This window comes from Fulvivirga sp. M361 (assembly GCF_007097395.1).
Lineage (GTDB): Bacteria > Bacteroidota > Bacteroidia > Cytophagales > Cyclobacteriaceae > Fulvivirga.
Genome location: NZ_VKDC01000030.1, coordinates 1 through 23145 on the forward strand (window position 1 = coordinate 1; position 23145 = coordinate 23145).

Sequence of the window (23145 nt, forward strand, 5' to 3'; positions counted from 1 at the left end):
AAAGGCGGCATAGGCTTAGGACAACTCTTGCCTTTTTGAAAAAGAAGCTTGCTAATCGTTAAATCAAAAACTCAATCCTTGTAAAAGTAAAAAGACCGCCTCAATCACTTTTGAGACGGCCTCTTTTTAATTGGGCAACTCATGAAAAATGATTTTGACTCAAAAAGTGCTCTTTTCATGATTAGATGTACTTTTTTTTGCCGGATATTTTGGCAGCTTGCACCTCAGAATCAGGAAGTTCGTGCCATTTTTGGGGTTTTCATCTCGCTACCACAGCCCATCAGCATTAAAATCGCTGAGCAATAGTGCGTTTTAAGCACTTTGTAATATATTGATAATCAAAAAGCTACATGCTGTATTGCCAGTAACCCAGTAGCCAACACCCAGCAACAAAAGCGGAAAACGCATTTTCAAGAGAACCCTGATTCGCTTTTGTAATATGCATGTAGTATAAAAGAAAAGCCCTGGTATCTTGAAAATACCAGGGCTTTTCTTTTATTGTATTTCTGAAGATCAGCCTTCCTCCTTTTCCGGTAAAGCTTCTAGCCTGGCTTTAACTTCTTCAGCTTTGTCATATTCTTTTTCCTGGAGGTATATATACTGTAATGTTTCCAGTGCAGTTCTTTCCTCTGGTTGTAGTTCCAGCACTTTCTCCCAAAAAGGTAGCGCCTTCTTTAATTTAGTATCTATTTCTGTCTGCATTTCCTTGGCTTTAGCAATGTCAGCTTTAGATATGCCCAGGTTATTCTTTTCTGTAATCAAATTCACAGCCTCGTTATAGTAAAGTACTGCAATGTTAAAGGCAGCATTGAAGTAATCAGGATCCACTTCGGTTGCTTTCACATAAGCTGCTTTTGCTTCCTCTATATTACCCAACTCTTCTTCCATTATACCCAACTGAAAATGTAATGCGGCGTTACTCGGTTCTTTAGCAATAGCGGCTACTAATCCGTCCTTTGCCTCTTCTGATTTACCCATTCTAATCAAAGTTGCCACTTCAGATTTTGCAAAATCCAGGTTTTCAGGAAATTTCACTTTCGCTTGTCGAATGATCTCTAATGATTTTTCATTGTCTTTGTTGATAGATCCCTCTATATAGATCAGCGAATTGTAAGCATCCTTGGAATGAAAGTCAAGATCATTAATTAGGGCATAATAATTCTCTGCAGCTTCATCATATTTTTCTGCAGCTAAAGCAATAGACCCTGCATAAATATATCCGGTTGTATCTTTCGGAGACACTACTTTAGTCTTATTTAACCAAACAAGCGCATCTTCTTTATTATCAGCCTGGAAAGCTTCCACTCCTTTATTCAAATAATAGCCCCACAAACCTTGCACCTGCTGACTTTTTAGCTGAGGAAGTCCGCCAGGCCCTGAAATATAATACTCACTGGAACCTTTTTGTAGTTCATCTGCTTTCTTAAAAGACTCCATTGCCGTTTTTAAAGGATCACTGGCAAGATTTTTATATGTCGGATTTGAAGTTGTATCTAACGCTGCATATATGAGGCCACGGTAATACCATGTTTTCCCATCTATTTTAGTTTTTTCAAACTCTGCAGCCGCGTCAATAATTTCCTTCGCTTCACCAAGTTTGCCTTCCAGCCTTAATTTTTCAGCCTGGTTTATTTTAGGTTTTTTTTGTGCACTCACTGCAAATGCTAATAGACAAGCCACTGACAGTGCAATTAATCGTTTCATAGTATTTAAAATTCAAGTTTAATACAAAGTTATTCTTTTTCCTCCTTATCATCTTCAGAGGCATTGCTTTCAGAGGCATCATCACCTTGATGTTCATCCTCATGTACTTCTATCTTTTCTATTTTCTCTACAGAAGATATTGCGTCATTCTCGTTTAGTCTGATCAACTTCACCCCTTGCGTAGCACGCCCCATCACCCGCAGGTCCTCTACTTCCATACGTATGGTGATCCCTGACTTGTTAATGATCATAAGCCCATCGGAATCAATTACCTCCTTAATGGCAACAAGCTTGCCAGTTTTTTCAGTGACGTTGATAGTCTTTACACCTTTACCCCCTCGTTTGGTAATACGATAGTCCTCGATAGACGATCTTTTACCAAATCCTTTTTCTGAAACTACTAATAGGTTAGCATCTTCTCGGCTTATACAGACCATACCCACTACCTTATCTTCATCACCTTCCAGTGTAACGCCTCTTACACCGGAAGCCATACGTCCCATAGACCGCACATCAGATTCATTGAAATGAATGGCTTTACCCATTCGTTTCGCAATAACAATATGGTTCTTACCGTTCGTAAGTTTCACTTCTAACAATTTATCTCCATCTCTGACGGTTATGGCATTGATCCCATTTTGACGTGGCCTTGAATAGGCTTCTAATGTAGTTTTTTTAATGATGCCATTTTCTGTACACATCATGACGAAGTTGTTATTAATGTATTCTTCGTCCGTCAGGTTATCAACATTGATCACTGCACGTACTTTGTCACCAGGTTCAATATTTATAAGGTTTTGAACGGCTCTTCCTTTGGATGTTTTAGTACCTTCCGGAATAGCATATACTTTCTTCCAGAATACTTTACCAAACTCCGTAAAGATCAATAAGTAATTATGTGTGGAAGCTACAAAAAGATGTTCGGTAAAATCATCCTGTTTGGTGCTCACTCCTTTGGACCCCACACCTCCCCTGCTCTGTGTTCTATACTCCGTCAACGGTGTCCTCTTGACGTAGCCCTCATGTGAAATAGTAATTACCATCTCTTCATTAGGGATCATATCTTCTATAGTAAGATCATCCGCACTATGCACTATCTCAGTACGACGTTCATCTCCATATCGGTCTTTGATCTCAGTCAATTCCGTTTTGATGATTTCCATTCGTCTGCCTTTGTTGTCAAGAATATCCTTGAGATCGGTAATCAAAAGCATAACCTCCTCATACTCCTTCACAATCTTTTCACGCTCAAGACCGGTCAATCGTTGCAGGCGCATCTCCAGGATAGCCTTGGCTTGTATTTCAGACAGATCAAACTTCTTCATCAGATCTACCCTGGCCACCTCAGGGTCTCTTGAATTCCTGATCAGTTCGATCACTTCATCCAGGTTATCCAATGCAATCAGGTAACCTTGCAGAATATGAGCCCTTCGCTCGGCCTCCTCCAATTCAAACTGTGTCCTTCTGACGACCACCTCGTGACGATGATCCACAAAATATCGGATCAGGTCTTTTAAATTAAGGGTTTGAGGACGCCCTTTCACCAAGGCTATATTGTTTACTCCAAACGACGACTGGAGTTGTGTATATTTATAGAGGTGATTCAAGACAATATTAGGAATAGCATCTTTTTTAAGATCGTACACTATTCGCATTCCTGTTCTATCTGACTCATCTCTAATATCAGAAATACCTTCTATCTTTTTCTCATTGACTAAGGCCGCCGTTTTCTCAATCATGCTCGCCTTGTTTACCATATAAGGTATTTCGGTAACTATGATTTGCTCCTTGCCGGTTTTAGTGGTTTCAAAGTCAGCTCTGGCTCGCATCACTACTCTGCCACGGCCTGTTTCCAACGCCTCCTTGACCCCTGTATAACCATAAATAATACCTCCGGTGGGAAAATCCGGAGCGGTTACATGCTTCATCAGATCGGCAATAGTGATCTCATTATCATCAATATAAGCTATGGTACCATCTATCACCTGGCTTAAGTTATGCGGCGCCATATTAGTCGCCATACCTACAGCAATACCTGAAGCTCCGTTCACCAATAAATTGGGGATTTTAGCCGGTAATACGGTAGGTTCTTTTAAGGAATCATCAAAATTGGGTTGATAATCTATGGTGTTTTTATTGATATCTGCCAGTAGCTCCTCTGCTAATCTTCGCAGTCGTGCTTCAGTATATCGCATCGCGGCAGGAGAGTCTCCATCTACACTTCCAAAGTTCCCTTGCCCGTCTACTAATGTATATCTAAGGGACCACTCCTGGGCCATACGCACCATAGAGTCATATACTGCACTGTCTCCATGAGGGTGATACTTACCCAGCACCTCTCCAACAATACGAGCTGATTTTTTATACGGTTTATTATAATTTACTCCCAATTCAAGCATTCCATAGAGTATTCTTCTATGTACAGGTTTTAAACCGTCTCTTACATCGGGGAGTGCTCTGGATATAATAACCGACATAGAATAATCTATGTAGGCACCTCTCATTTCATCTTCTATGTTAATGGGAATGATACCTTGTCTGCCGCCTGGCAGATTTTCTTTTCCTCCTTCAGCCATTGATTATTGTTAACTCAGATTTATCTAAAAATTAAGGCGAATTTACGGAATTAGCAGAGCATTTTACAAGGATAGCAAAACAATTATAACAAGGCGTAAAACTGCTTGTTATCCTCAGATTCACCCCATTTATTCCTACTTTGATTATCTTAATAATCAGCGTTTAATCAAACGGTTCAGACGACTGTTCTGATAAGATCAAAAATAGCTCGAAACACTTTGTACTTTCTGCTAATAAGGTTCTAATTTTCTTCTATTTTTCCTTTTATATTTGATCAAACGAGGATAGTTCTCACCATGATGGGGGTTTTGCTTCTTGTAAAAAGGATGTTTCCTGCTCCTGTATATTCTACTATTACCGTGCTGATGGTTAATTTGAGTAGTACAATTCTTTATAAAACATTTAGGGTGTTCTGGAAGTCTGTATTTTACTCCTACGCCAATGTAAAAGGCATTCATAGAATGATTTACATCAAGGTTCGACTCCGGTAAACTGAGGGTATAGTTTTTAAAATCGAAAGAAGGCCTGACAAAAGCAGAAAAGTATTCGGAAAGTTCCCGCTCTATGGTACCTCCTAAATTCACAAAAATCCCTTTTTGTATGATACTACGATCAAACCTTCTACCCAGGCGATAGGCCCCTATCCTTGTATCTACAGAGAGCAACCACTCATAATACCGATATACCTTGGCCCCCAATAGTATAAAATACTTTTTATGAAACGTTGCATTGAAGTCAGGATCAAAAGAAGCAATTCTGTCTTTGAACGCGGTAGGCTCAAATGTACTTGGCCGATGATATTCGAATGAAAAACCTCCCCCTATCTTATACCTGTCTATTTCTACATGGATCATACCCGTGACTGGTATGCTGGTGCCAGGCGCTTTAAACTTCAGGTTCGTGGAATCTCCTCCTATTAAGAAATCATTGGCAGAATCAAAACTAATATTCTCATTACTGTTTGCTCTGTTAAACCAGTAATCATATCCCACCGAAAGATTACCGCCACTGGTATTCAGATCCGGATTAAATATCACAGGAACAGAGTCGACACGTTGGAGTAAATTAAAGTTGGAAAGGTCCTGACTATAAAAAGTACGACCATAACCTGTTTCAAAGCTAAAGTTTAGCTTACTGATTAATTTTCTTAGCCCAAAAACTTCCTTTGGCTTTGCATAAAAATGATCTAGCGGAATAGACGGTTTTTCTTCCTCCTGGGCGCTGACATTACCTATACCTACCAGGCAGCACAGTGCTAAGTAAAACAGAAAGTGAATGAAAAAGGCCCTGTTGATCATTAGATTAGAACAGGCAAGTTTAAAAAATATTATCCTATAATTCAGGAAAATGACTTATTTCACGTCAAAAGTGTTGCAAAACGATTTGAAGACAGGGATATCCTGTAGTTTTAATCTGACACCGATATCTTTAATTTTTTCGTATTCAACAGTAGAAATACTTCTATGTTCCACAATATCAGACTCATCATTAAGTACCATCGTACTTAGAAACCTCACAAAAATATAGGGAACGGTCATAAGATCTCTCGCAAAGTCTTTGATAGGGTCACCCAATTTATGTCCGTCATCTTCCGAAAGTTTTTCACGATTAAAGGTACACTCCATGCACACTTCTACCACGCTCAAAAACTCCTGCTCCCATGTAGAAAAGTTGTTGATCACAAACTTCATGGCATGTGCCACAGGGTCTGCTTTCAAAAAATAGCCTCCTTTTGACATCTTACGTGCCATTTTATTGAGTGCCAACTCTTCAAATAAGCTAATACTACCGTTGGCCAGGGCCACCCCCATGGCAGGGGTCATCATGATTAATGATAAAAAATCGTGATTGGAAATATCCAGAAAATTGGCTTCTTCACGAATAAACTTTTCTTTGGTTTTAACGGTAGCATTTAAGATCTCTTCGATCTCAATCATGGTAGCTATTTCATTTTCCGAAAACATAGTAAGATCTATTAAACTAAAACGTGAGTTAATATAATATTTTTTTAATGAAAAAGGTCAGCATTTTGTTCACTGACCTTTGAATATTATTTAATTCTAACTACACGTATCAGGCATCATCATCACTGAGCTCAAGTGATTTAGCAATTTCTTCATAACGTGTTTTCACTGCCTCATCGGATTTGAGTGCCGCTTTGATTGCCTTGTAGCTTTTTCCTCCGTTAGAAAGCATTTTAGTAGCCAAGATTTGATTCACCTGCTTAATAGCGTCTTTGCGCTCTTCCTGCTTCTCATATATTAACATCATGAATTTCTTCTCGAACTCTTTCGCACCTAATCCATCCAGTTTAGCGGCATCCCCCCCTGCTTTGGCTAATTCTTTATATCTCTTCCCGTCTATGCCTTCCTGATTTTTGATCATATCATTGGTCAAGACACTAATTTCTGATTTCATAGCGTCTATTACCTCCATCATTAACGCATATTTCCTCAGTTGATCATCTGTTACTTCATCCTGGGCTGAGGCCACAGTACCTAAAAGCATTACAAAACATGTTGTAAGCAAAACATTAATCTTCATCATTTTTTCTTGTTTATTGGGTTAATTCCTGAAATTATATTATCAACGAACCCCGAAGTAACAAGATTCCAATGTTTATTTCAAGCAAAACTCCGATTTGATGATGAATATCTTAGTACACGACATCTTTTACTAACAGCATATAAAAGTATGATAACGATATGTGCTCGACACTTAATGTAAGTTGCTCTCTAATAAAGGGTAAGCTTCCAATTTGATCTACAGAATTTATATTCTAAAAAAAGAATACATCTATTAGTTTTATTAATTTAAAGACATAGTATGCATACGTCTACTACCATCACTTTAACTTTAATTACAATATAAGTGAGATTTTGCCTGTCTATAGTATTATTTACAGTCCTATTTCTTTCTTCACCCCTATGGGCACAGAATGAAAGTGAATATCACTTTGTTGACCTCCGACACATAGATTTCAATAATGACCAAGCCATAGAGCTGGATTACAACTGGCTTTTCTACTGGAAACAGTTGCTAACCCCTGATCAGTTAAAGGCCCTACCAGATCATGCAATTTATACTCCTTTGATGAGGTGGCAGGATATCAAAACCGAGGACAAAACGCTTGATTCTTCATTTGGCTATGCTACCTATCATCTTAGCTTGCTTATAGCTGACAACTTGCCGCTAATGGCGCTGCAAATACCTTATGCCTTCTCAAGCAGTAAAGTGTGGATCAACAACAAACTGATATTACAGAACGGTAATGTGGCGAAAACAAAGAAAGAAACCAGGCATTTGCAATTAAATGCCACCATTCCATTTTCACAAATTGGGGATACGTTAGATATTGTTATCCAGGTGGCTAATTTCTATCACAATAATGGCGGACTAATAGAAGCTCCTATACTAGGCACTGCAAAAACATTGCTGAAAAAAGAAAAGCAAACCATAATGGCGGACATGATATTCATTGGCAGCCTTATGTTCATAGGCATGTCATTCTTATTTTTGTTTTTTTTCTTCTGGAACAAAGACAAAGCCATTTTATACTTTTCTGTTTTATGTATATTCTGGTCTTACAGATCACTCAGCGATGGATATGCACCTCTGGCATTATCGTTTGAGTGGCTGCCATGGATCTATCACGTCAAACTCGAATATATTGCGATGTTTTCAAGTGGTTTATGCGGCAGCATGTTTTTAAGTACCATTTTTAAAAAATTCAGCCATCGACTTTATCCAAAAATAATCACCTGGTTAATCAGTGCATTTATACTTCTCACCGTACTGGCACCTTCCAGGCTTTACACACAGCTTTTAAATGTATTTCTCTTATTGATGGGGGTTAATTTATTATATGCGATTATCGTTGTATTTATAGCCGCCAAAAATAAGCTCAAGGGTTCGTCCCTGGCTACTGTCTCCATACTTTTGGGCACCTTAGTGCTTGGTGTTCATGTATTGACTCATATTTTTTTTAATACAAATGATCTGAATGTAGTTCTGCTAAACTCCGGATATGTAGTAGTTATATTGCTCAACTCTTTCCTCCTTGGCCAAAGGTTTTCTAAATCATTTTACACTCTCGAAAATTTACAATTGAGTACACTTGGCCAAAAAAAGGAGATCAGTGCCCAGGCAGAAAAGTTAAATTCAATAAATAATGAGCTGAAAGAAAAAAGCGACATGCTAAAAGAAAAGAACAAAGAGGTCAGTTTGGCTAATAACACACTGGAAAGGCAGGTAAAAAAAAGAACAGCTCGATTATCAGCCATCAATAAAGAGCTAGACACGTTCCTCTACCGTTCTTCACATGACCTAAAACAGCCTATCAGCTCTATATCCGGACTACTTTACCTGGCAAAAAAAATAGTAATCGATAAAACCTCATTAGAATTTTTCGATAAAATAGCCCTCGTCAACAATTCTATGGATGAACTGGTAAGTAAACTCAATATAGTAAGCACTATAAAATATCATCAGGTAAGCTATTCATTAGTGTCCATGAAAAGCTTAATTATGAAACTAAAAACCACTATTATGGAAGTGGTAAAGGAAAAAAACAATATCTCTTTCCTGCTATCCGGCGAGGACAAACTTATTACAGATGTCTTCCTACTCGAAAAAATCCTTTACCAGTTATTCTTAAACAGTGCGATATGGGTGGATCATGTGTCAACATCCATTACAATCACCTGTAATATCAGTGTGGATCAAGAGGCCATTAAAATAACGGTACGTGACAACGGCCCCGGCATAGCCAGAAAAAATGCTCATGAAATATTTGAAATGTACAAAGTAGGAAATGAAACCGTAAAAGGACATGGGTTAGGGCTTTACATCGTAGATAAAGCCATAGAAAAACTAAATGGACAAATTCAGCTTAATAATTCACAAAAAAAAGGAGCCTCATTCACCATAACCATACCAGTAGCCCAGGCAGTGCCAGGTCTGGAAGTAAAGGATAAGATGACTGTATCAAATATTCAGTGTTAACTTAACATTCAAAAAACGGGCAGAAAGAGAGTTGGGAACAGCAAATTGTTGATTATTGACATCTGAAACCCATAAGTAGGAAATAGCATTGGGCGCTCCCAACAAGTTCAATATTTCTGCCGAAAGCAACAACTGTTTATCGTAATTACCAGAAGGTTTACTCAAGTAAAATAATTTGGCAAAACCTATATCCACACGCCTGTATGTATCCCCATTGAACCTGTTCCTATTTTCAAAGTTATTGGGTGGGCCAAAGGGTAAACCTGAACCATATTGTATTCCCAGATTCACTCTAATAGTAGGGTCATTAGGTAAATGATCCTGGAAAAAAATTCCCAGGGTCAATCGCTGATCGGAAGGTCTGCGTATATAGCCATTGCCGTCATTTTCAACATCTTCGCGTGTATTTAATATTCCCAGGCTAAACCATGACTGGGTGCCTTCAATAAATTCACCGCTTAGCCTGAGGTCCAAACCAGTAGCAAATGCTTTGGCATCATTATTAGCATAATATCTTACCCTAACATTATCTACCTCGTAAGGGATCACATTCCACAATTCTTTATAGTAGATTTCACTATAAAATTTAAAACCCCTGCCCCACCAACGAAAGTTGTAATCCAAACCGGCTATAAAATGAACGGATTGTTGGGCCTTAAGCTGCTGGTTGAGATTACCTTCAAAATCTCTCAATTCGCGATAAAAAGGAGGTTGGGCATAAAAGCCGATGGCTCCTTTAAACACAATATCTCTTACCCAATTCGTCCGATAAGATATCTGCCATCGAGGACTAATAATTAACTCTTCATTAAAACTCCAATAATTTAAGCGAACTCCTAATGTAGAGGTCATCCTGGCTGATAAGTCTCTGCTAACTTGTCCATAGGCATGGAGCCTGCTAGCCTCTATCTTATTTTCAGCCTCCAAAAAATTTCTCTCGATCACAAAGTCAGAGGAGTCTATAAAATCGTTCTCACTAAGTACATCATCAATAATCTGACGATTGAATCCCAAGCCAAACTCCATAACGGTTTTGCTGTCAACCGTCAAAATATTACGGCTTTCCATGTCATAAATCGTCGCATCTAACGTATTTCTTCCGAAATTAGCATTGGTACCGATGCCTCGTGTAAATACGCAATCATTAAACGTAGATGACCCTACATTACGGTCCACATCACATAGTCTGTATCCGCCTTCCACATCGGTAAACTCCCTTTCTGATGCACGTACGACGGAAGCAATAAACTGTGTGGTAAGTCGATCGTTTACATGATGTGTCAGATTCAACCCTGACTGATAGGTGTCATACTCCAATATTTCTTGTCCTTCAAAAGCTACAAAAAGTCGCAACGACTGATTAAAAGTTCCAAAATCTGTTTCACGGCTCTCCGGTTCCACCAGGTACCTATTTCTGGCATATGAACTCAGTATACCAAGTTTCGTCCGATTAGGCTTACTTCCCAGGTCAATGTTTATATAAGATTGAATATCCGTAAAGCGAGGAAGGTATTGACCTTCCGTTTCCAAGGTATTCAATAGGTACTGGGCTGATTTGTGTCGTACTCCTAAAATAGCGGATATCCTTTTCCCGGAGCCTTCCAAATTGGCCGAACCGCCTAGTAATCCCAATGTTGCTGACGCTTTTAATTTGGTAGGCTCCTTGTATTTTACATTTAAAACGGATGACAACTTATCTCCGTAGTTAGATTGCCAACCTCCCGCAGAAAACTCAACAGAATTCACGAGGTCGGGGTTAATAAAACTCAATCCTTCCTGCTGGCCATTGGTTACCAGGAAGGGCCGATAGACAGGGATGTTATTGACGTAAACAAGGTTTTCATCAAAGCTTCCCCCTCTCACAGAGTATGTAGATGATAATTCATTATTACTTACTACACCTGAAAGTGTAGCCAGTATCTTAGTAAAATCACCAAATGCAGAAGGTAGGGCTTTGATGGTTTTAGGTGCTATAGTGGTAAGGCTCACTTCACTTCTGCTTTCTTTTTGTCCCTCTATCTCTATGGTATTAAGTACTTCAGTAGCCTCCTTTAATACAATATTGATCTTCGTTTGATTATCTATGGATACTTCTTTCGTCTCGTAACCCACAAAACTAACCAAGAGTGATATTGAAGTTGCAGTTACTACAGATAGGGTAAATTCACCAAAATCATTTGTGATCACACCTGTATTAGTTCCTTTGATAGCTACCGAAGCTCCTTGAAGTGGTTCTGATTTCTCATTTGTAACAGCACCGGATATCGTGATCTGATCCTGACTCCAGGCGTTAATAATGGGTGTTAAAAACAATAAAAAAAACAGGTATGGAAAGTTTCTCATAAACAACGTTTAAACAACGTGTTTCAATGAGGAAATAGTGTCCTTCGGACTAGAAGAAGAAAAAACAAAACTTCCGGCTACCAATACATCTGCACCTGCTTTTAGCAGTCGTTTAGCATTGGACTTAGTCACTCCTCCGTCAACCTCTATGAGTGTGGATGTGCCGGAATCTGTAATAATTTCTTTGAGTTGTTCAATTTTCCGATACGTATTGGGAATAAACTTTTGTCCTCCAAAACCAGGGTTTACCGACATCAGACATACCACATCTATATCAGTAATAATATCTTTCAAAACCTGCACATTCACGTGCGGGTTAATGGCCACTCCGGCCTTACAACCTAGCGATTTGATCTGTTGTAAGTTTCGATGTAAGTGGTTACATGCCTCATAATGCACAGAAATTGATTTGGCTCCGGCTTCTTTAAATGCTTCAACATAGTTTTCCGGGTTTTGAATCATAAGATGAACATCCATTGGTTTCTTTGCATGACGCTTAATAGCTTGCACAACTGGTATGCCAAAGGAGAGATTAGGTACAAATACTCCGTCCATTATATCAATGTGTATCCAGTCAGCTTCACTTTCATTTAACATTTCAATTTCAGACTGTAAATTGGCAAAATCACAGGCCAATACAGATGGTGCGATAAGTGGTTTGTTCATATCGCCAAATATATATAAGATTTAGTATTTAAGGATTTTAATTTGCTTCGAATAAATGGTACTTTTCAATTGGACGATATAGGTTCCTGCCGGCATAGATTGTGTTACTAATTCAATTTCACCCTGCCTTGTCCCGATCTTTCTCCATTGATAGTTATCTTGCTGAGCTCCAGTCAAATCAAAAATATTTACCTCTGTAACCTGGTCAATGGATACACCGGTTATCCTGAATGAATTACCTCTATGCGGATTGAGATATACCTTGCAGCTTCCCTTCAATGTTTCCGACGCTAGGCTTGTAGTGATATCACCATATCTTGGTAATCCATAACCATAACGATTGTCAGGTGATTCAGAACGATCACCGATACTTAAAATGGTGTCTCTTAATTGCATGTTGGTGAACTCCGGACGAGATTGCCAAATACATGCAGCAAGGCCAGTAATCATGGGAACGGATAAGGAAGTACCGCTAGGCGCCTGAACTATGGCGCCGGAGTTGTTTATTCGATAAGTCCCTTGTCCTAACGCTACGACTTCAGGTTTAATTTGGCCATCTGCCGAAGGGCCAAAAGCGCTAAAGGCACTAATAACTCCTCCAAAACCCACGGAGCCTACCGAAATAACTGAATCAGCATCCGCCGGAGATACGATAAAACGCCATTCACGGTTACCATCATTTCCGGCACTGGTAACGACTAACATCCCCTTGGATGAAGCTATATCCGCGGCGCGGCTCACTACCGTGGTATTACCGTCCATATCAGCGTATTCGTAGCTGTCAAAAGGCAAATCAAACGTATTATATCCCAGGGATGAGTTTATGATATCTACCCCTAAGCTATCTGCCTTTTCAGCAGCTATTAGCCAATTATATTCTTCAATAGGATATTCTGAACCCAGATCTTCGGTAATGAACAAGGCAAAGTCCGCACTGTATGCGGTCCCGGTGAAAGAATCATCCGAAAACCCTCCCACCACAGAAAAAACCTCCGTGCCGTGATCGTCACCAACGTAAACATCAGTGTTGCATTCCGGTATATTCTCAGCGTGTATTAATCTGTTGTTGTTAATAACATGCTGAAAAGCTTCAATCGTGTTCACCCCTCTATAGCCACTATCAAAAAAAGCGATAATAATTCCCGTTCCAGTATATCCTTCATTATGCAGATTGTTCAATCCAAGATGCAATATTTGCGCCTCATTAATCACAGATTGAGTCCTTCCCGTAGTATAAGAAGAGGCTTTTCGCGAGTTAAAGACCGGCTTGTCACCCAAAGCTATTTTTTGCACTTTCTCAACAAAGGGTAAAGCCTCTATACTCGACACGATGGAAGGTTCAGACGCCACAATTAATGCATTCAGCCACTTTGAAGATAAAAATACTTCTGCGCCTGTAGTGCTAACCTCTTCTATATATGCCGGATCAACAGGTAGGTCCTGTACAACCATTTCAATACCTTGATCCAGGCGTCTTTGCACAGACTTCTGACTGAGGAAATCCTCGGGAGATTCTAAAGAATAAGGTGTGTTATTTTTATCTGTCAGGTAAACAACATAACGATCGACCTGACAAAAAGTCGAAAAACTGATCAGCAAGAGAGCGATACTACCTATCGTTTTTCTACAACTCCGTACCATAATCTATCAGACTTCGCCTAATTTCCTTACCATTTTCAACAATCTGCTGCCCCAGGCAGGACTCTTCTATGCAAAAGGCCAGATTAATATCTTCGCTGTACACCAGACCTATATCCAAGCCATAAATTTCATGGCGCTTTATGAAATTCACCGTAAAATCCTGATTATCCTCCTGAATAACCGTTAATGTTTGCGGCATCTGAATATCCCGTGTGGTGGTATATGGGCTAAAAAGACTATCCATTTCAAAAAGATCTTCGTCTAAGGCATTCAGTGCATTTGAATCCCAGGTTTTCCCGGCAGAAATAGGAAAAGACAATTTGAGAAAAGGAACGTTACCCTCTATGAATATGCCTTGTACGCCTGTGAGCCTGGCGCTATTGGTTTTTTCGAACTTCCATTCCTCTAATGAAGATACTCTTGTAAACTGGCTAAGCACATAAGTAATACCTCCTGCCTGATTTCGAAAAGAGTCCACCACATCCACTCTAATTTGAAAACTATCCACTGTGGCTCCCTGGGAAGAATGTGTGATTTCTTCCACCTCATACACTCGAAAGTCTCCTAACTGAAGGGGGAAAAAATTATACCCTACAGCTACCGTATCAGGTAAAGCGCCCTCTTCCTGACAACTCAGTAACTGAACAGCACAAAATATGACTATCAAGTATTTTCTCATCTCAAACAAAAAAAGAACGGCTGGATCCGTTCTTTGATTTTAAATATAACCAAAATATTAACAGATCAATTCACAATGTAAGATAAGCATTGTTTTACATTATGAAGAAACTACTATAGTCACCCCAGAGGCAGGGTCTGACCTGTGTTAACATTACTAATTTAATTTATTCAAAAGGTCTAATACCACGTCTTCTTTGTTCGTTGCCACTGTTTCTACCAACTGATCTCCTTTAAATACAGCAAAAAAGGGTAAATTAGTAACTCCTGCCACACTTCTAGAATCAGGGTTCTTTTCAGCATCTATATCTGCGAAGATAATATCACTATAACGTTCATCATTTGATAGTCGCTTAAATTTAGGCGCAAATAATCTGCAACTTCCACACCATCCTGCATAATACTTCACTATTGTTTTTTCACTATTTTTTAATGTAGCGTTGAAATTGCTGTCATCTAATACTTCTACTGCCATTTTTTTCTTAAAGTTTAATTACAGGAACAAAAAAAATAGATTTCGGTTAATTTTGCTGCCAATATTAATAGAAAAAATTTATTGCCTTAGTGTTAAAACCTATATTGTAGATGATGAGTCTTAAGACTTTTGTGAAAATAAATACCGTTAACAATTTATCAGATGCCCGCTATTGTGCGGGGATGGGTGTCAACCTTATTGGTTTTTGCCTGGAAGATGGCCAGCCCGATTATACCCCGCTAGACAAATTCAAGCAGATCTCGGAATGGCTTTCCGGGGTAGAATTTGTCGGTGAATTCGAATATTCTTCTATCAATGATATACAAGCTAAATTGGAAGCTTATCGTTTAACACGGGTACAGGTAAACGATTCGGATGTTGCTTTGGAGCTGAAAAAGGCTGGTTATGAAGTTATATTAACCGTTGAGTTGGATGCTCTGAATGAATTACATGATATAAACGATGTCGACTATTTAATGGTCCATTCAACAGATGTGCCCGAGGAAAGTCATGTAAAAACTCTAAAGAACCTAGCGAAAAGAACAAAATTACTATTTGCCAGTGGTATCAATGAACATAATGTCCTGGGTTGGATTGAACAACTCAACGCATATGGCATAGCCCTTACTGCCGGTGACGAAATACGGCCCGGGTATAAGGATTTCGATGAACTCGCAGATATATTAGAATTACTCGAGGTAGAAACCTAAGCTCAAGGTCTAAAAGCTACCAAGTTAACTTGATATCTTGCATATCAGGCTTCAAGAGGCTTTTTAAAGTTATTCTTACCGGACATCTATACCTGGCTGAGACTACACATAAAAGGTCAGGCAATCTCTCGTAATAGAGTTGGCTATCGTATCTTTCCCGAGCTTATATCAGTGAAAAACTCAGGAGCTGTGAAAACTCATTCCAAGAATAATTTCTATCAACTCGGGTTTTAACTAATCTTTCTCAACATTCACAATGTTATCATCAGGTATTCTATCGATCAATTTATTGTAAGGGTCAATGCCTGCTTTAACCGGCTCCTCATTTACAGTAATTTCGATGGTTCCCTCCCCAGGTTTTATCTTATGCTTTGCTAAATAAATGGGATTAGTACGATCTCTCCCGTTTTCATCTATATCGTCTTCAGCAAAAACACCAATATCAATATAATCGCCATTGTAGCTGGCCGGACTTTCCATCCCCAAACTATCTGCATAGAGTTTGTTGGACTTTATGCTCATAGTGACCAGATACTCCTCATCATTCACCTTTTTGACCTTTGCCTCTTCCATTTTGTTTTCATAAAGTGTGATTTTTTTCCAGGTATCCTCCAAATAGTATTTAAGGCTATCTGGTGTAACCTGATCTAGGTGACGATACAAGTCTGAACTTCCTGGATAAGGTGGGTTTTCACGGAGTCCAAATTCAGTAAGAAAGCTTTTCATAGCGCTGTCAATCGCCACCTCCCCTATATAATCTCTCAGGGCGTAAAGGATTAAACTACCTTTATTATACCACTGATAGGGTCGGTTACAATTGATAAAAGTATTCTCCTTTTTACTTTCGCTTGATCTGCCTCTTAAATAATCATCAAGCTCATCTTTTAGAAAACGCTTCATATTATCTTTCCCATATTTACGCTCTGTCAAAACCAGGGCAGAATATTCAGCAAGAGCCTCAGAGATCAGATTAGACCCACGTGTATAATTTGGCGTAATCTGGTGGCCCCACCATTGATGCGCTAATTCATGAGCCGTCACATAATAAGCATAGTCAAAGCTATTTGGATCGCTTAGATCAGCCAACCACCCAAAACTTTCTGAGTATGGTACGGTATTGGGAAATGACTGCGCAAAACTGGCATACCTGGGGAATTCCAACAACCTCATTTGCCTGAACTGAAATGGTCCGTACGTATCTGAAAAATACTCAAGACCATCTTTATAAGCTGCCTCAAATCTATCCAGGTTATAGTCATGCCCGGGATGGTAGAATATTTCGATATTAACATCTTCGCCATTAGGAAGTTGCATTTTATCTTTATACACTTCATAATCCGCAGAAACAACACTGAAAAATGCCTGAATTGGCGTATCCTGAATGTAGTGAAAGTACCTTCTGTCCCCTTCAGTCCATTCTTTTTGCAAATAGCCAGGGGCAATCGCTATTTGTCCCTGAGTAGTACTTACGACAGCTTCAAAATGGATCAAGTCAGCTTCATCGGAAAAGAGAAGTGTCCGTCTTCCATATTCGTCATCATGGGGTGGTAATTCATTTAATTTTTCGGGGAGACCGTACTTCCTACGCGCCTCATCACTGTTTAGTTCATTTTGTGCAGCATATCCAATTTCAGGCATACCTACTCCAACAAATGTACCGTTATAAACCACTTCCCGACTAAATCCACTATTGGCAAAACCTTTGTTTACAATACTACTCACCATTCGCATATTGAGTGTATCGCCCGGCTGCATGGTTTTGGGCAATGCATAAATTTTATACCACTCCTGTTCTTCCCCTTCTTTGACCAGTCTAAATTTTGGTTTGTGAAAGGTAAGTGGAAAGCGATATTTCATGGTATCCTTATTATATAATAAGTGAAACTTTGAAAGTTGACTGCTTTGCAGGTGAAGGGAATCAATGGGCTGACTTGTTTTGTTCACCATTTGAACATTAGCATCAAAGTAAGCACTCCTATCGAAAGGGTAGATATCGGCTTTTAAGCTAACCTGTGTGATTTTAGGCTGCACCATGAACTCATAATGCTTTAATTGCTTTTCATATTCCGACTGCCGTTCTTCTAGCTCATCATTAGTCAAATAAGTATTAGTGTAGACTACATTGGAATAGATATATATTCCAACTGTAATGGCAACAGCTAAAAATACATAGGAGATTACCGTTGACGGGCTTACAAGACTGGCCTTGGCTCTTCTCAACCTATTCTTAAAACTAACTTCAGTGCCTCTACTAAAGAAAATGGAGAAGAACAATAGCAGAAAAAACCCAAAAGCCATCCAATACGAGTTAAACCAAAATAAGGGCTCTCCAAAGTGCCCAAGCCCATTCATTTCTGACCATGCATAATTTGGTTTATATGAGTAAAAGAACAAGTTAAAATCGAAATTAGCGAAGCTCCTGAGTATGATCAATACCAGCCATAAACCGATGCTTGCGGCATGGCCGGCAAACTTGTTATTAATGAAAAGGTGCACGGCAAACACCAACATCACCATTTGAAGATAGTCTGGAAATGAGATTAAATAACTATCAATAAAATAGGTCGACAGGCTGTAGTTGAAATAGCCTTTTAAAGTCTGAATTGCCAGCCCGATGAGAATAGGTATAGTGGCGAGAATAAAACAAATAAATGCCATTCCTAAAAACTTTGAGCCTATTATCACGCTATCCTTCACAGGAAATGTATCATTAATGGTAGAATATCCCGTCGATTTGTCACGATGAAGCGTTTCACCCGTAAAGAAGACTAGTATAATGAAGACAAAGATCATGTAATCAAATCCCTTATACTCCATTAAAATAGACGTGACCGGCTGGGAAGAAACACCGTAAATGGTATTACCAATCCAGAAATCCAGGATCAGGAATATCAGCCCACCCAATAGAATGGATCTGAAATAGACATCTTTAACTACGTTTTTGACCTCAATTTTGGTCAACGCCTTAAGCACCTTCCATTGGAACCCATCTGCAAAGCTTATGTTAATGGACTTTGTTTGGACGGTTTCAACAACACCATCATCTTTTACTTTCCCGGATTTACCCTGCTTGATTTGAAAGAACCTCGTGAAGCTAAATCTAAAATAAGAGGCCACAAAAAACACAAGGCCAACAGAAAACCAAAGTATACGATTCAGCAAAAGGTTACCATCTATCTGAAGCAGGAAAGTATTTTGCTCAAAAGGTGTGAGATAGCGGGTCTGGTAGCTAAATGAATTCAACCCAAATGGATCAATAATTTGTACCAGGTCCTGGTTATCAATATCTCGTGACAGAAAATTTGCCAGTAAATAACCAATGAATACCACAATCCCACCGGAATAGATGGACTTGATATTCCTGGTAAAAACGATCAGGGCGAAAAATAAAGCCGAGGCAAACCACATGTTAGGCAGAAAGAGTGTCAACCAGGGCTGGAAATAATTGGCAAAGGTATTCGGTCCAAAACGAAGCGACTCCGTCCACCCTGTGCCAGGCCCAATAATACTCCCCAGAAAAATACCTAACACAGCGCCAAATGATATGAAAATCACAGTAACAAAAGACCCCCAAAACCTGCCCATAAAATAGGCTGTTTTAGAAATAGGATAACTGAAAAGAAAGGTGCCGGTTTTATGCTCCAGATCGCGATAAAGAGGTACACCCATCACAGCAGAACAAATCATTATTCCAAATAATGAAAAGAGCAGGTATAACTCTGCAATAACTACCGGGGCATTGTGGAACACTTTTTCTGACGCAGGACTGTTACCTGAAGCAATCAGCAATAATGCCACAAATGCAAGCAGTGCAAAATAGATATAGGTAGCAGGACGCGCAAAACGGTACCTCAACTCAAAAATAAATATGTTTAAAAACATGTGTACCAAATTAAAGGGTGATGGGATCTACTTTTTTAGCGATATGACTGAAGTAAACATCTTCAAGGTCTGCACTCACAGGCTCAAAGCCATTTCCCAATGATGTATCACTCTCAACACGCAGATTCAACTCACCTTCTACCAGTTTAGTGGAAATCACCTGATACTCCTTTTTGTAACTATCCAGACTCTCTTTCTGAATGGCTTTTTTATATATTTTGTCTTTTAACTGATCTATTCCATCTTTCGGTTTCCCTTCCATCATTAACTCTCCGGCACAGATGATTGCCATCCGAGAGCAAAGTGTACTGACATCCTCTACAATGTGCGTTGATAGAATAACAATGGTATTTTCACCAATTTCACTCAACAAATTATAGAAACGATTCCTTTCGGACGGATCAAGTCCCGCGGTAGGTTCGTCCACAATGATCAATGAAGGGTTGCCAATAAGTGCCTGGGCTATCCCAAACCGTTGGCGCATACCACCTGAATAGGTGCCTAACCCCTTTTTACGGTGCTGATACAAATTTACCTTTTGCAAAAGGCTGGCCACCAAATTTTTTCGGTCACCTTTTTTGATCACCCCTTTCATTTGGGCTATATGGTCCAACATCAATTCTGCATTGATACGAGGGTATAAACCAAAGTCTTGTGGCAGGTACCCTAATCGCTCACGAATAGTTTGTTTGTTTTCAGAAATGTCAATACCATCCAGGCTGATTGAGCCATTATCCGCATCCTGGAGGGTAGCTATGGTCCTCATAAGAGTGGACTTTCCTGCCCCATTTGGCCCGAGTAAACCAAACATGCCCCGAGGGATAGTGAGTGAAATGTTATTTAATGCCTGAACCCCGTTGGAATAGGCTTTTGATAAGTTCTGAATCTTCAGCTCCATAAAATAGTGGTGGTCTAAAATTTGCGTGGTAAATTGTTTTAAACATTACTATCAAACAATATACGTCATCATAACCATATAGAGGCAACATTCAGTCTGAACGGTCTGGTAACATTATATGCGTGCCTTTGGCCGGATGATATTGTAGAAAACGTGATGTACTACTCCCCTTTCACACTTCTGGGTAACACATTGTTCTTACTGAGTGCCTACTCTTTTGGCATTACCGCTCTCTACCTTTATTGGTGGATTTTCCTTTTTTGCGTTGGGAAATCTTGGTATCAAACAAATAAGATACACTTACACGCGCTCCGTTGGTTCTTGCCCTAAGCGGATCGGCAAAATCAGATACTTCTAACAAGCGGGCAAAATCACTCCTCGCAAAAAACGAGTGTCCCAATTGATAGCGCAGGTCTACCAATATGGCATTACCGGACGGAGGTTGAAAACTAAGACCTACAGCAAAATTTACACCTAATTGAATACGATTGGGTTTATCTACTACCAATTCATTAGGCTCAGGATTGTCCTTAGCGCCAAAAACCACATCATATTCCAATTCGGACAGGCCTTCTTCAACAAGTTCTGCTGAATTAACCGTACCGCTTGATTTCAACCAATAGCTGAGGTTGGGACCTAATCCAAGGTAATACTTAAATTCAGGTATATTTCCTATCCTGGCTTTAAAGTCCACCCGATAAACGATCGGAAGCTCCAGGTAGTGGCTGGTCATTCTAAAATCAAGATCAGGATCAATGGCCCCCTCGTAACGCTTGCCTTTTCTGGAATACAAAAATTCAGCCTGTAAAAAAAAACGTTTATCCACCTTGCCCACGACAGTCATACCCACATTGTAACCTACAACAGGCTCTGGTTCTATGAAACTTACGTCATCTTCGTAATTTATCCAGTTGAGCTGAATACCTGCACTAGGTCCGATCAAAAGCTGACCATGTAAGTCATTTGACATACATAAACAGGAGAAAAACAAAAAAAGTAAGTATTTTCGGGGTATTTTAAAAAGTATTAACATTTTGGCTGCTATTAAAAAAAATAAAAATATAATAGACCTAAAAAAGCCAACAGGAGGTTTTCAGGCTTAATGATACAAAAAATAATATAAACAAAGCTCGACGAAACCAAATATTTACGAAACGCATTTTACAGAGCTTTTCGTTGATTAAAGTGTTTTAGAGTGATTTAAAGGAAATTCATTTTTAATGTTAATAGATAGTCATTAACCTCATTTTTTGAACTATATCCTTAATGGATCGCGTTACATATTTTTTAATCTTTTGCATGGCAATTTTGCATTCGGCCAGGGCTCAGAATGTGGTTTACAACCACTTTTATGACAATCCGTATGTTTTCAACCCTGCCGAAGTAGGCACCGGCGGATATACCAGTGTCAGTCTGAATCACCGTTCGCAATGGACTGGGATAGAAGGCGCTCCAAAGATCAGTACGCTGACTTTTCAAACTCCATTCAGTTATAAAAGAGCAGCAATAGGGGCTTACATCAATACCTTTGATCGCGGACTTTTTACGACTACTGATGCCTGGGGAACTTTCGGTTATACTTCCTACCTTACCAAAACCACTACGATGCATTTTGGGATTTCCGCAGGTATTACCAGTACAAGTCTGGACTTAAATGAAATTGATGACCCCAATGATCCTATCCTTGGTGATTTCCTGAATAATAATATGCAGGTAATTGGAAATGTAGGTTTTAAATTGCAAGCCGGGTCAGGGTTAAATTTTGGTATATCATTACCTCAATTACTACAAAAGAATCTGCTCAATTCACAGGACTTCTCCTCCTATCGATTTTCTCCGCTAGATGAAGTCAATATTATGTTGTATTACCGCAAACGATTTGATAAGAAAATAGTAAACAAAAAACGCAGAGGGGTAAGAGGCCGGGTGTCGGTAGAAGACTATTATGCCCCTTTACAGCTTTATTTGTTCTACAAATACTCTGGCCTTGTAGATGACAGGATTGAATTTTTAGCCACTTTAAACCTGGGCGAGCATTTATGGGTGGGCGGTGCTTTTCGTATTAATTACGGACCTACCGGCCTGTTCGGGATCAAAGGGAAAAACTTCAGGCTTGGCTATGCTTATGAACCTGCCAATGATTTTGTATCGGGATTTACCAATGGCACACATGAACTCCAACTGCAGATAAACATTGGCAAGAAGAAAAAACTGGAAAGAAGCAAACCTATTTTACGTACCATTAACAAGCAGAAAAGTCATGAAGCACGATTCACGCAGGGCACCCTGGATGGAGGTTCACCTAGCTCAGATGCTCCAAAAGGAAAAGTCTTCTACGTGGTACTGAAGGCATTCAGTAACTTTAATGCGGCAGATGACCTTGTGAGAAGGCTAAGTGAACAGGATATAGAAACAGACATCTTCTACAATAAGAACAATCGTCGTTTCTATGTATACATCTTCAAAACTACCAAGGCTAAAGAAGCTAACCAGGAAAAAAAGGCGGTTCAGGAGCTGACCAAGTTCAAAAGTGTGTCAGTCATTGTTGTTGACGAATAAGAAACAGG

The 23145-nt window shown here is 39.4% G+C and carries 16 protein-coding genes; 3 read left to right on the top strand and 13 right to left on the bottom strand.

Going from position 1 to position 23145, the window contains the following annotated elements; translation table 11 throughout:
* Positions 1–513: 513 nt before the first annotated feature.
* The 5 genes from FNH22_RS24160 to FNH22_RS24180 all read right to left on the bottom strand — a co-directional run bounded on the left by FNH22_RS24160 (position 514) and on the right by FNH22_RS24180 (position 6828).
* Positions 514–1704, bottom strand: a complete 1191-nt coding sequence (locus tag FNH22_RS24160; RefSeq protein ID WP_143401044.1) for a tetratricopeptide repeat protein — start codon at positions 1702–1704, stop codon at positions 514–516.
* A gap of 29 nt (positions 1705–1733) precedes the next feature.
* A complete protein-coding gene (gene gyrA / locus FNH22_RS24165; protein WP_143401046.1) occupies positions 1734–4280 on the bottom strand; it encodes a DNA gyrase subunit A in 2547 nt (848 codons plus the stop codon).
* A 231-nt stretch (positions 4281–4511) separates the two neighbouring features.
* The gene (locus tag FNH22_RS24170; protein ID WP_143401047.1) at positions 4512–5579 is read right to left on the bottom strand and encodes a hypothetical protein; all 1068 of its coding nucleotides are present in this window, start codon (positions 5577–5579) and stop codon (positions 4512–4514) included.
* Positions 5580–5633: 54 nt separating this feature from the next.
* The gene (locus tag FNH22_RS24175; RefSeq protein ID WP_143401049.1) at positions 5634–6245 is read right to left on the bottom strand and encodes a hypothetical protein; all 612 of its coding nucleotides are present in this window, start codon (positions 6243–6245) and stop codon (positions 5634–5636) included.
* Between the two features lie 109 nt (positions 6246–6354).
* The gene (locus FNH22_RS24180) at positions 6355–6828 is read right to left on the bottom strand and encodes a hypothetical protein (RefSeq protein WP_143401051.1); all 474 of its coding nucleotides are present in this window, start codon (positions 6826–6828) and stop codon (positions 6355–6357) included.
* Positions 6829–7152: 324 nt separating this feature from the next.
* Here FNH22_RS24180 and FNH22_RS24185 point away from each other — a divergent pair, with 324 nt between their 5' ends.
* Complete coding sequence (locus FNH22_RS24185) at positions 7153–9285, top strand: sensor histidine kinase (RefSeq protein WP_143401053.1); 2133 nt, start codon at positions 7153–7155, stop codon at positions 9283–9285.
* Here the strand turns inward: FNH22_RS24185 and FNH22_RS24190 are convergent.
* From FNH22_RS24190 to FNH22_RS24210, 5 genes are all read right to left on the bottom strand, one after another.
* Entirely contained in the window at positions 9268–11628 is a 2361-nt protein-coding gene (locus FNH22_RS24190; protein WP_143401055.1) for a carboxypeptidase-like regulatory domain-containing protein, read from the bottom strand. The two genes, FNH22_RS24185 and FNH22_RS24190, sit on opposite strands and share 18 nt — an antisense overlap.
* A 9-nt stretch (positions 11629–11637) precedes the next feature.
* Positions 11638–12294 (bottom strand): ribulose-phosphate 3-epimerase, encoded by a 657-nt coding sequence (gene rpe, locus FNH22_RS24195; RefSeq protein ID WP_143401057.1) that lies wholly within the window; start codon positions 12292–12294, stop codon positions 11638–11640.
* A gap of 21 nt (positions 12295–12315) precedes the next feature.
* Positions 12316–13935 carry a S8 family peptidase gene (locus FNH22_RS24200; protein WP_143401059.1) on the bottom strand — a complete coding sequence of 540 codons (1620 nt, stop codon included), beginning with the start codon at positions 13933–13935 and terminating at the stop codon, positions 12316–12318.
* Positions 13919–14614: a hypothetical protein gene (locus FNH22_RS24205; protein ID WP_143401061.1), complete on the bottom strand. Its 696-nt coding sequence runs from the start codon at positions 14612–14614 to the stop codon at positions 13919–13921. The genes FNH22_RS24200 and FNH22_RS24205 overlap by 17 nt, the downstream gene beginning before the upstream one ends.
* A gap of 156 nt (positions 14615–14770) precedes the next feature.
* Positions 14771–15088, bottom strand: a complete 318-nt coding sequence (locus tag FNH22_RS24210; protein WP_143401063.1) for a co-chaperone YbbN — start codon at positions 15086–15088, stop codon at positions 14771–14773.
* 110 nt (positions 15089–15198) lie between these two features.
* Between FNH22_RS24210 and FNH22_RS24215 the strand changes: the two genes are divergently transcribed.
* Positions 15199–15798, top strand: coding sequence for a phosphoribosylanthranilate isomerase (locus FNH22_RS24215; RefSeq protein WP_143401065.1), 600 nt, complete (start codon positions 15199–15201; stop codon positions 15796–15798).
* Positions 15799–16032: 234 nt separating this feature from the next.
* On the opposite strand, the gene FNH22_RS24220 is transcribed toward FNH22_RS24215, so the two are convergent.
* The 3 genes from FNH22_RS24220 to FNH22_RS24230 all read right to left on the bottom strand — a co-directional run bounded on the left by FNH22_RS24220 (position 16033) and on the right by FNH22_RS24230 (position 21611).
* Positions 16033–19680: a M1 family aminopeptidase gene (locus FNH22_RS24220; RefSeq protein ID WP_143401067.1), complete on the bottom strand. Its 3648-nt coding sequence runs from the start codon at positions 19678–19680 to the stop codon at positions 16033–16035.
* Between the two features lie 10 nt (positions 19681–19690).
* Complete coding sequence (locus FNH22_RS24225) at positions 19691–20578, bottom strand: ABC transporter ATP-binding protein (RefSeq protein WP_143401069.1); 888 nt, start codon at positions 20576–20578, stop codon at positions 19691–19693.
* A gap of 223 nt (positions 20579–20801) precedes the next feature.
* Positions 20802–21611: a porin family protein gene (locus FNH22_RS24230; protein ID WP_143401071.1), complete on the bottom strand. Its 810-nt coding sequence runs from the start codon at positions 21609–21611 to the stop codon at positions 20802–20804.
* A 233-nt stretch (positions 21612–21844) separates the two neighbouring features.
* Between FNH22_RS24230 and FNH22_RS24235 the strand changes: the two genes are divergently transcribed.
* The gene (locus tag FNH22_RS24235; RefSeq protein WP_143401074.1) at positions 21845–23137 is read left to right on the top strand and encodes a PorP/SprF family type IX secretion system membrane protein; all 1293 of its coding nucleotides are present in this window, start codon (positions 21845–21847) and stop codon (positions 23135–23137) included.
* Positions 23138–23145 lie beyond the last annotated feature (8 nt).

Bases quoted from the DNA above. Each gene is read 5' to 3' on its own strand.
- FNH22_RS24160 (WP_143401044.1), bottom strand. From the start codon at position 1,704: ATGAAACGATTAATTGCACTGTCAGTGGCTTGTCTATTAGCATTTGCA.
- gyrA (WP_143401046.1), bottom strand. From the start codon at position 4,280: ATGGCTGAAGGAGGAAAAGAAAATCTGCCAGGCGGCAGACAAGGTATC.
- FNH22_RS24170 (WP_143401047.1), bottom strand. From the start codon at position 5,579: ATGATCAACAGGGCCTTTTTCATTCACTTTCTGTTTTACTTAGCACTG.
- FNH22_RS24175 (WP_143401049.1), bottom strand. From the start codon at position 6,245: ATGTTTTCGGAAAATGAAATAGCTACCATGATTGAGATCGAAGAGATC.
- FNH22_RS24180 (WP_143401051.1), bottom strand. From the start codon at position 6,828: ATGATGAAGATTAATGTTTTGCTTACAACATGTTTTGTAATGCTTTTA.
- FNH22_RS24190 (WP_143401055.1), bottom strand. From the start codon at position 11,628: ATGAGAAACTTTCCATACCTGTTTTTTTTATTGTTTTTAACACCCATT.
- rpe (WP_143401057.1), bottom strand. From the start codon at position 12,294: ATGAACAAACCACTTATCGCACCATCTGTATTGGCCTGTGATTTTGCC.
- FNH22_RS24200 (WP_143401059.1), bottom strand. From the start codon at position 13,935: ATGGTACGGAGTTGTAGAAAAACGATAGGTAGTATCGCTCTCTTGCTG.
- FNH22_RS24205 (WP_143401061.1), bottom strand. From the start codon at position 14,614: ATGAGAAAATACTTGATAGTCATATTTTGTGCTGTTCAGTTACTGAGT.
- FNH22_RS24210 (WP_143401063.1), bottom strand. From the start codon at position 15,088: ATGGCAGTAGAAGTATTAGATGACAGCAATTTCAACGCTACATTAAAA.
- FNH22_RS24215 (WP_143401065.1), top strand. From the start codon at position 15,199: ATGATGAGTCTTAAGACTTTTGTGAAAATAAATACCGTTAACAATTTA.
- FNH22_RS24220 (WP_143401067.1), bottom strand. From the start codon at position 19,680: ATGTTTTTAAACATATTTATTTTTGAGTTGAGGTACCGTTTTGCGCGT.
- FNH22_RS24225 (WP_143401069.1), bottom strand. From the start codon at position 20,578: ATGGAGCTGAAGATTCAGAACTTATCAAAAGCCTATTCCAACGGGGTT.
- FNH22_RS24230 (WP_143401071.1), bottom strand. From the start codon at position 21,611: ATGTTAATACTTTTTAAAATACCCCGAAAATACTTACTTTTTTTGTTT.
- FNH22_RS24235 (WP_143401074.1), top strand. From the start codon at position 21,845: ATGGATCGCGTTACATATTTTTTAATCTTTTGCATGGCAATTTTGCAT.